Annotated in this window: 13 protein-coding genes; all 13 read right to left on the bottom strand. The window is 69.5% G+C overall.

What is annotated here, in order from left to right; translation table 11 throughout:
- Nucleotides 1–47 precede the first annotated feature (47 nt).
- Complete coding sequence (locus E1262_RS04220) at nt 48–470, bottom strand: hypothetical protein (RefSeq protein WP_132101781.1); 423 nt, start codon at nt 468–470, stop codon at nt 48–50.
- 76 nt (nt 471–546) lie between these two features.
- On the bottom strand, nt 547–1,416 hold the full coding sequence (truA, locus tag E1262_RS04215) for a tRNA pseudouridine(38-40) synthase TruA (protein WP_203453519.1): 870 nt from the start codon (nt 1,414–1,416) through the stop codon (nt 547–549).
- A 26-nt stretch (nt 1,417–1,442) separates the two neighbouring features.
- Entirely contained in the window at nt 1,443–2,036 is a 594-nt protein-coding gene (gene rplQ / locus E1262_RS31885; protein ID WP_132101780.1) for a 50S ribosomal protein L17, read from the bottom strand.
- Nucleotides 2,037–2,083: 47 nt separating this feature from the next.
- Nucleotides 2,084–3,097 (bottom strand): DNA-directed RNA polymerase subunit alpha, encoded by a 1,014-nt coding sequence (locus E1262_RS04205; protein ID WP_069110661.1) that lies wholly within the window; start codon nt 3,095–3,097, stop codon nt 2,084–2,086.
- 91 nt (nt 3,098–3,188) lie between these two features.
- The gene (gene rpsD, locus E1262_RS04200; RefSeq protein WP_132101779.1) at nt 3,189–3,794 is read right to left on the bottom strand and encodes a 30S ribosomal protein S4; all 606 of its coding nucleotides are present in this window, start codon (nt 3,792–3,794) and stop codon (nt 3,189–3,191) included.
- Between the two features lie 34 nt (nt 3,795–3,828).
- Nucleotides 3,829–4,227: a 30S ribosomal protein S11 gene (gene rpsK / locus E1262_RS04195; protein ID WP_026877472.1), complete on the bottom strand. Its 399-nt coding sequence runs from the start codon at nt 4,225–4,227 to the stop codon at nt 3,829–3,831.
- A gap of 80 nt (nt 4,228–4,307) precedes the next feature.
- Complete coding sequence (rpsM, locus tag E1262_RS04190) at nt 4,308–4,685, bottom strand: 30S ribosomal protein S13 (RefSeq protein WP_116947034.1); 378 nt, start codon at nt 4,683–4,685, stop codon at nt 4,308–4,310.
- 170 nt (nt 4,686–4,855) lie between these two features.
- Complete coding sequence (gene rpmJ / locus E1262_RS04185; protein WP_015883600.1) at nt 4,856–4,969, bottom strand: 50S ribosomal protein L36; 114 nt, start codon at nt 4,967–4,969, stop codon at nt 4,856–4,858.
- A gap of 76 nt (nt 4,970–5,045) precedes the next feature.
- Nucleotides 5,046–5,267: a translation initiation factor IF-1 gene (gene infA, locus E1262_RS04180; protein ID WP_026877474.1), complete on the bottom strand. Its 222-nt coding sequence runs from the start codon at nt 5,265–5,267 to the stop codon at nt 5,046–5,048.
- A 222-nt stretch (nt 5,268–5,489) separates the two neighbouring features.
- The gene (locus tag E1262_RS04175; protein ID WP_132101778.1) at nt 5,490–5,948 is read right to left on the bottom strand and encodes a DUF1707 SHOCT-like domain-containing protein; all 459 of its coding nucleotides are present in this window, start codon (nt 5,946–5,948) and stop codon (nt 5,490–5,492) included.
- A 294-nt stretch (nt 5,949–6,242) separates the two neighbouring features.
- Entirely contained in the window at nt 6,243–7,058 is an 816-nt protein-coding gene (gene map, locus E1262_RS04170; RefSeq protein ID WP_132101777.1) for a type I methionyl aminopeptidase, read from the bottom strand.
- Nucleotides 7,059–7,072: 14 nt separating this feature from the next.
- Entirely contained in the window at nt 7,073–7,648 is a 576-nt protein-coding gene (locus E1262_RS04165; protein WP_132101921.1) for an adenylate kinase, read from the bottom strand.
- Between the two features lie 5 nt (nt 7,649–7,653).
- On the bottom strand, nt 7,654–8,958 hold the full coding sequence (gene secY, locus E1262_RS04160; RefSeq protein WP_132101776.1) for a preprotein translocase subunit SecY: 1,305 nt from the start codon (nt 8,956–8,958) through the stop codon (nt 7,654–7,656).
- Between the last annotated feature and the right edge of the window lie 69 nt (nt 8,959–9,027).

The raw sequence follows: 9,027 nt of genomic DNA, 5'->3' as shown, positions 1-9,027 counted from the left end.
TTTACGGCCTCAAACGCTACCACAGAGCGGTGTACTGGAGCTGTGAGCTACTGGATGCCGTGGCGGCGCAGGATGGCCTCGATGTCGTCGAGCTCCGGGTCGCCCGTCGACGACTGCTGCTGCTTCTTACCGCGCTTCGGGCCGGCGTCGACCGCGCCCTTCGGGGCCGGCCCCGACTCGCCGACGGCGTCGGGCTTGGCCGAGCCCTTGGGGACCTCGAGCTTCTGGCCAACCGAGAACAGCAGGCCCGCGATGCCGAGCATGATGACACCCGCCCAGGCGACCGGCGAAAGCACGAGCCCGGCGATGAAGCCGACGATGCCGATGGCGGAGGCGCCCATGAGCAGGAACCCGCCCGCCGCCATCTGCAGCGAGGCCGCCCAGCCCTTGGCCCGTGCCTGTCGCACGGACAGCACGACAAGGCCGAGGCCCAGAATGGCTACGGCAATCTCGATCGCGTCGGTGAACACTCCTCCAGGCTACGCGTCCCGGCCGCGTTTGCCCTCAGGGATCTCCCCGAGCTTTCCACCCTCCGCGAGATGGAGGTCAGCGCAGCGTGCGGACGTTGCGGGCGGCGCGGGCGCGGGCGGCCAGCTCGGCGTCGGGCGGGTAGCCGACGGACTCCAGCGTCAGCCCGTGCGGCGGGATGACGACGACGGCGGGGTCACGCCGGCCCGCCGCGAGCACCGTCGCCGGCCACTCGACCGGCCGCCGGCCGTCGCCGACCAGCAGCAGTGCGCCGATCATCGCTCGCACCTGGTTGTGGCAGAACGCGTCTGCCTCGATGGTCGCGACGGCCAGGCCGTCGGCCGTCCGCTCCCAGGTCAGCACCCGCAGCTCGCGGATCGTCGTGGCACCCTCGCGTGGCCGGCAGTACGCCGCGAAGTCGTGCTCGCCGAGCAGCCCGGCGGCCGCGGCGTTCATCGCGTCGACGTCGAGCGGGCGGTCGTGCCACAGTACGAACGAGCGCAGCAGCGGGTCGGCGCCGTACGGGGTGTCGGCGACGCGGTAGCGGTAGCGGCGCCAGACGGCGGAGAACCGGGCGTCGAAGCCGGGCGGCGCCTCTGCGACGCCGTGCACCCGGACGTCGGCCGGCAGCACCCCGGCCAGTCGCCGCAGGAGCGCGACCGCCGGCGGCCGGTCCGAGCGGCCGGGCGCCGCCGCCCACGCCGTCGCCGGTACGTCGACGTGGCAGACCTGGCCGCGGGCGTGCACCCCGGCGTCGGTCCGCCCGGCGACGGTGACCCGCGGCGGGTCGATGCGCAGCACCCGGCCCAGCGCCTCCTCGAGGACGCCCTGGACGGTGCGCCGGCCGGGCTGCGCGGCCCAGCCGGAGAAGCCCGACCCGTCGTAGGCGAGGTCGAGCCGGACGCGCAGCAGCCCGCCGACCCCGGACACGAGATCGGCGGGCTGCATGATGCTGCTGACGCGGTGAGGGAGGGTCAGGCCTTCTCGGCCGGGCCCTCGGCGGCGTCGGCCGCGGCCTCCTCAGCGGTGTCGGACGCGGACTCCTCGGCACCGGCCGCCTCGTCGACGGCAGCCTGAGAGGGCGTTGTCTCGGTGGTCGATTCGTCCGCCGGAGCGTCGGTGACCTCGGCCGCCGACGCGGCAGCGGCAGCCGGAGCCGCCGTCGCCGCGCGCCGGGCGGCGTTCGTCGCCTCGGTCACCACCTGCTCGGCCAGCGGCTCGACCAGCTCGATGACCGCCATCGGAGCGTTGTCACCCTTCCGCGGACCGATCTTCACGATCCGGGTGTAGCCGCCGTTGCGGTTCTCGTAGCGCGGGCCGATCTCGGCGAACAGCGCGTGCACGACGTCCTTGTCGCGGATCGTGCTGAGCACCTGGCGCCGCGCGTGCAGGTCGCCGCGCTTGGCCTTGCTGATCAGCCGCTCGGCGACCGGACGCAACCGGCGGGCCTTGGCCTCGGTAGTAGTGATGCGGCCGTGCTCGAACAGCGCGGTCGCCAGGTTGGCGAGGATCGCGCGCTGGTGAGCCGGCGAGCCTCCCAGGCGAGCACCCTTGGTTGGGGTGGGCATGGTGATCGTTCTCCTGTGTGGTGGCGACCGCTACCGGCCGCGCTCGGTCAGTACTGCTCGTCTTCGGCGTAGGACTGGTCGTCGTCGCCGTAGCTGTCGACGGCCGCGGCCGGGTCGAAGCCCGGCGCGCTGTCCTTCAGGCCGAGGCCCATGGTGGCCAGCTTCGCCTTGACCTCGTCGATCGACTTCTGGCCGAAGTTGCGGATGTCGAGGAGGTCGGCCTCGCTGCGGGAGACGAGCTCACCCACGGAGTGGATGCCCTCACGCTTGAGGCAGTTGTACGAGCGGACGGTGAGCTGCAGGTCCTCGATCGGCAGCGCGAGGTCCGCGGCCAGCTGGGCGTCGACCGGCGACGGGCCGATCTCGATGCCCTCGGCCTCGATGTTCAGCTCGCGAGCGAGACCGAACAGCTCGACCAGCGTGCTGCCGGCCGACGCGAGCGCGTCGCGCGGCCGGATCGACGGCTTGGTCTCGACGTCGACGATGAGGCGGTCGAAGTCGGTACGGCCCTCGACGCGGGTCGCCTCGACCTTGTAGGTGACCTTCAGCACCGGCGAGTAGATGGAGTCGACCGGGATGCGGCCGATCTCGGCGTCGGCGCGCTTGTTCTGCACGGCCGACACGTAGCCGCGGCCGCGCTCGACCGTCAGCTCCATCTCCAGCTTGCCCTTGCCGTTCAGCGTGGCGATGTGCAGGTCGGGGTTGTGCACCTCGACCCCGGCGGGCGGCGCGATGTCGGCGGCGGTGACGGCGCCGGGGCCCTGCTTGCGCAGGTACATCACGACCGGCTCGTCGTGCTCGGACGAGACGACGAGGCCCTTGAGGTTCAGGATGACGTCGGTGACGTCCTCCTTCACCCCGGGGATGGTGGTGAACTCGTGCAGCACACCGTCGATGCGGATCGACGTGATGGCCGCGCCGGGGATGGACGAGAGCAGGGTCCGGCGCAGCGAGTTGCCGAGCGTGTAGCCGAAGCCCGGCTCCAGCGGCTCGATGGTGAACCGGGCGCGGTAGTCGTTCAGCGACTCTTCGCTGAGACTGGGACGCTGGGTGATGAGCACTTCTGACTTCCTCTCCGCGACGCCCGCTATATGACTGTCGCGATCAGGCTGCCGTGGCCGGCCGGATTGCCGGCCGCGGCGGTGGTGCGGACTACTTCGAGTAGAACTCGACGATGAGCTGCTCCTGCACCGGCGTGTCGATCTGCTGCCGGGACGGGAGCTGGTGGACCAGCACGCGCAGCTGGTTCGGGATCACCTCGAGCCACGCGGGGACCGGGCGGTCGCCGTGGGTCTCGCGGGCGATGATGAACGGTGTCGTCTCCTTGGACTTGTCCCGCACGTCGATGACGTCGTGCAGCGCCACCTGGTACGACGGCACGTTCACCTTGCGGCCGTTGACCAGGAAGTGGCCGTGGACGACCAGCTGGCGGGCGTGCCGGCGGGTACGGGCCAGGCCGGCGCGGTAGACGACGTTGTCCAGGCGCGACTCCAGCAGCTGGAGGAGGACGTCACCGGTGCGACCCTGGCGACGGTTGGCCTCCTCGTAGTAGCGGCGGAACTGCTTCTCCAGGACGCCGTAGGTGTAGCGCGCCTTCTGCTTCTCGTGCAGCTGGAGGCGGTACTCGCTCTCCTTCTGCCGGCCGCGGCCGTGCTGGCCGGGCGGGTACGGACGGCGTTCGTACGCCTTGTCCTCGCCGATCAGGTCGACGCCGAGCCGGCGCGACTTCTTCGTGAGTGGACCGGTGTAACGGGCCATGGTGGTTCAGGTCTCCTCGTTCGTCTCGGTGGCGTCAGACGCGGCGGCGCTTCGGCGGCCGGCAACCGTTGTGGGCCTGCGGGGTCACGTCCGAAATGGAACCGACCTCGAGGCCGACGGCCTGCAGCGAGCGGATCGCGGTCTCCCGGCCCGAGCCCGGGCCCTTGACGAACACGTCGACCTTACGCATGCCGTGCTCCTGAGCACGGCGGGCGGCGGCCTCGGCAGCCATCTGCGCGGCGAACGGCGTCGACTTACGCGAGCCCTTGAAGCCGACCTGGCCGGCACTGGCCCATGCGATCACGTTGCCCTGGGGGTCGGTGATCGAGACGATCGTGTTGTTGAACGTGCTCTTGATGTGCGCGACACCGTGAGCGACGTTCTTCTTCTCCTTGCGGCGCACCTTGGTCTGGCGGCCCTTTGCGGGTGGCATGTGTGCGGTACTCCTGTCCGAAAGCTTCTGAGGTCAGCGGTTCGCTGCTCGCGACGGCGTGAGAGACGCCGTCGCGGCACTCACTTGCCGGCCTTCTTCTTGCCGGCGACGGTCTTCTTCCGACCCTTGCGGGTACGGGCATTCGTGTGAGTGCGCTGACCACGGACGGGGAGCCCGCGGCGGTGCCGGATGCCCTGATAGCTACCGATCTCGATCTTGCGGCGGATGTCGCTCTGCACCTCGCGGCGCAGGTCACCCTCGATCTGGTAGTTCGCCTCGATCCAGTCGCGGAGCTTGACCAGCTCCTCGTCGCCGAGGTCCTTGACGCGGATGTCCGGGCTGACGCCCGTGTTCTTCAGAGTCTCCAGCGCTCGGGTACGCCCGATGCCGAAGATGTAGGTGAGTGCTACCTCCAGGCGCTTGTCGCGCGGGAGGTCGACGCCGACGAGGCGTGCCATGCGGTGTTCCTCACTTCATTTTCGCGGAGGTGTCTGGCGCACCGCGTCTCGGTGGCCCTGTGCCGCCGAGCCCCGGCCTCCGCCCGGGGGTAGTCCCTGCCGTGCGAGGCAGGGGTGCAGGTGCGTTGTCCTGGAGTATTCAGTTGTGTCCGGGCGAGCGGTGCGGGTGATCAGCCCTGGCGCTGCTTGTGGCGCAGGTTCTCGCAGATCACCATGACCCGGCCGTGACGGCGGATCACCTTGCACTTGTCGCAGATCGGCTTGACGCTCGGCTTGACCTTCATCGGGGACTCTTTCGTTGACGTGTGCCGAGAGTTCGGAGCGTGGGCCGAAGCCGCCGGCAGTGTCGTGGGTGGTTTGCTACTTGTAGCGGTAGACGATGCGACCGCGGGTCAAGTCGTACGGGCTCAGCTCCACCACCACGCGGTCCTCGGGGAGGATCCGGATGTAGTGCTGGCGCATCTTGCCGGAAATGTGGGCGAGCACCTTGTGACCGTTCGAGAGCTCTACCCGGAACATCGCGTTCGGGAGAGCCTCGGTCACGGTGCCCTCGATCTCGATGACCCCGTCCTTCTTCGGCATGTCCTCCGCACTTCTTCTGTCGGTCGTCTTCCGCCTCGGCACACCACGCCACCAGGAGTCCTGAGAGGGACGGGCGGCGAGCTGTCACGAGCACCCCGTCCCGGTCGAGAACGACCGGAACCAGCCGCAGGGCGCAACGAAACAGACCACAGTGGGCCGACCAAGAATTGTACGGCACTCGGCCTACCAGAGGCCAATCGCGGTTGGCAAGCCGACCGGCGGTCAGCGCTGCGCGGGAGTCTCCCCCGAACGGTACGCCATCTCGAGGCCGCCGAGCAGCACGCCCCAGGGCCCGGCCACCCAGATCGGCCAGAAGTACTCCGGGCCGCCGCCACCGATGCTGACCAGCAGCCACACCATCAGGTTGATGGCCACGCAGATGCCGTAGAACCACCACGCCGCGGTGAGCATGCCGCGTGCGATGCGCCGTCCGGTGCGCCGCGGCACCGGGCGCGGCGCGGACAGCGGCCGCGGCATGATGCCGGCCGGTTGGCGGCGCACCGGCAAGTCGGCGATGATCCGGTCGAGGTCCTGGTACGTCTTGGCGGCATACGTCGATTCGACCCGGGAGAGCAGCTCGTCCTGGTTCAGCCGGCCCTCTCCGTGCGCGTCGCGCAGGATCTCCGCCACGCGATCGCGATCGGCGTCGCTGGCGCGCATCTCGAATCGCTCGGCTCCCATGCGTTCCAGTATCCGCCGGTGCACGGGGTCCGCCTATCGGGGTAACCCCCCAGTTCGCCCCCGGGACCACCCCCGAAATGACCACGTTCAGCAGGCCCGACCGGCGTTGATCAGTTTCCGGCGGCCGGGCCGGGCCATCACCAGGATTTCTCGAGCATCAACACGATTACAGACGTAGTGCGACACGAGAGTTCGTAGTGAACGTGATCTTTTCGCGGCCGGAGGAGGCCAGCGGCGCCCAGCCAGAGCGGAGTCGAGCAGGGGGCTGGCCAAACGCGGCAACCCCGACAGACGTCAGGCGCGGTGGGCAGCGGCGGCCGGCACGCCGAGCGCCTCCAGCCGCACGGCGCCGCCGTCGAGGGCGGTGAGCACCCACGGGCCGTCGGGGGTGACTGCGATGCTGTGCTCGAAGTGTGCCGCCCAGGAGCCGTCGTCGGTCTTGACGGTCCAGTCGTCGTCGAGGACGTGAGTCTCGGGGCCGCCGAGGGTGATCATCGGCTCGACCGCGAGGCACAGGCCCGGCACCAGCTTGGGGCCGCGCTGGCGGGTGCGGTAGTTCATCACGTGCGGGTCCATGTGCATCGCGGTGCCGATGCCGTGGCCGCCGTACTCCTCGACGATGCCGTAGTCGCCGCGGGCCTCGATGGTCTGCTCGATGGCGGTGCCGATGTCGCGCACCCGGCGGCCGGCCTTCATCGCGGCGATGCCGGACCACAGCGCGTCCTCGCAGTCGACGAGGAGCCGGGCCACCTCGTCCGGCAGCTCGCCGTCGCCCACCGGCACGGTCACGGCGGCGTCGCCGTGCCAGCCGTTCAGGACGGCGCCGAAGTCGAGCGAGACGATGTCGCCGTCGCGGAACGGGGTGTCGTCGGGGATGCCATGGACGACGACGTCGTTGACGGAGACGCAGACCGTCGCCGGGAAGCCGCCGTAGCCGAGGAAGTTCGACGTGGCGCCGCGAACCTTCAGCTCGCGCCGGGCGATCGCGTCGAGGTCGAGCGGAGTGGCGCCGGGCACGATGGCCGCGCGCATCAGCTCGTGGATCTCGGCCACGACCAGCCCGGCCGCCCGCATGCCGGCCAGCTGCTCCGGCGACTTGATCTCGATGATCGCTCCTGGGTGGCTCAGTTCGGCGGCTGCGGCGGCTGCTCGATCGCGTCGGCCACCCGCCGCTGGACCTCCTCGACCGAGCCCAGGCCGTCGACCTCGAAGACGAGGCCGCGCTCGCGGTAGACCGCGATCAGCGGATCGGTCTGCTCGAGGTAGACCTCCTGCCGCTTGCGGATGGTCTCGGGGGTGTCGTCCTCGCGACCCTCCTTGAGCGCCCGTTGGTGCAGCCGCTTGACGACCTCGTCGACGTCGACTTTCAGGACGATGACGTGGTCGAGCTCGTGGCCCTGCTCGGCCAGCACCTTGTCGAGGAAGTCGACCTGCGCCAGCGTGCGCGGGTAGCCGTCGAGCAGGAAGCCGTCGGCGACGTCGGCCTGCGAGAGGCGGTCGCGGACCACCTCGTTGGTCAGCTCGTCCGGCACGTAGAGGCCTGGGCCGAGGTAGGGCTTCACCCGGCGGCCGAGGTCGGTCTCGTTCGCGATGTTCGACCGGAAGATGTCACCGGTTGAGATGGCCGGCACCGCGAAGCGCTTGGCCACCAGCTCGGCCTGGGTGCCCTTACCCGCGCCCGGCGGGCCCATGATCAACAGTCGCGTCACCGCAAGAACCCCTCGTAGTTGCGCTGCTGCAGCTGGCTCTCGATCTGCTGCACGGTCTGCAGGCCGACACCGACCATGATCAGGATGGAGGTGCCGCCGAACATGTTGTTGAACGACTGGCCGCCGTCGGCGGGGTTCAGCACGTTGAAGGCCAGCAGTGGCAACAGGGCCACGAGCGCCAGGTAGACGGCGCCGGCCGACGTGATGCGGTTGAGCACGTAGGCCAGGTATTCCTCGGTGGCCCGGCCGGCACGGATGCCCGGCACGAAGCCGCCGTAGCGCTTCATGTTGTCGGAGATGTCCTTCGGGTTGAACGTGATGGACACGTAGAAGAACGCGAAGCCGACGATGAACAAGAAGTACGCCACGATGTACGCGGGGTGGTCGCCGCGGGTGAAGTTGTCCTGGATCCACAGCGCCCAGCCGGACGTCTGGTTGAACTGTGCGGCCAGCAGCGGGATGTAGAGCAGGGACGAGGCGAAGATGACCGGGATGACGCCGGCCTGGTTGATCTTCAGCGGGATGTACGTGGCCGAGCCGCCGTACATGCGCCGGCCGACCATCCGCTTGGCGTACTGGACCGGGATGCGGCGCTGTGCCTGCTCGACGAAGACGATGAGCGCGACGACGATCAGCGCGACCAGGATCACCAGGCCGAAAATGCCCCAGCCGCGGCTGGTCTGGATGCCCCAGAACAGGCCCGGCACGCTGGCGACGATCTGGGTGAAGATCAGCAGCGACATGCCGTTGCCGACGCCGCGGTCGGTGATCAGCTCGCCCAGCCACATGACCAGGCCGGTGCCGGCCGTCATCACGATGATCATGATCGCGGCGGTGGTCAGCGAGTCGTCCTGCAGCACCTCTTCCGGGCAGTTCGGGAAGAACTGCCCGCGGCGGGCCAGCGTGACGATGGTGGTCGCCTGCAGCAGCGCCAGGCCGATGGTGAGGTACCGGGTGTACTGCGTGATCTGCGCCTGTCCCGACGCGCCTTCCTTGCGCAGCGCCTCGATGCGCGGGATCACGACCGTCAGCAGCTGCAGGATGATGCTGGCGGTGATGTACGGGATGATGCCCAGCGCGAACACCGCGAGCTGCAACATCGCTCCGCCGGAGAACAGGTTGAGCATCCCGTAGATGCCCTCGTTCCCGGCGAGGTCCACGCAGGTACGTACCGCGGGGACGTCGACGCCGGGCGTGGGCAGGACCGACCCGACTCGGAAGATCGCGATGATGCCCAGCGTGAACAGCAATTTCTGGCGCAGGTCAGGTGTACGGAACGCCTGTGCGAACACTCTGAGCACTTCAGGGCCTCCTGCATGGCCGACGGCGGAGACGACTGCGCAGTCGAAGCCGGCGCGGTGGTACGGACG

The sequence above is a fragment of the Jiangella aurantiaca genome (assembly GCF_004349105.1).
In the GTDB taxonomy this organism is placed as follows: Bacteria; Actinomycetota; Actinomycetes; order Jiangellales; family Jiangellaceae; genus Jiangella; species Jiangella aurantiaca.
The sequence above is the reverse complement of the archived record's forward strand: the minus strand, read 5'-3'. Positions and strand labels throughout refer to the sequence as shown.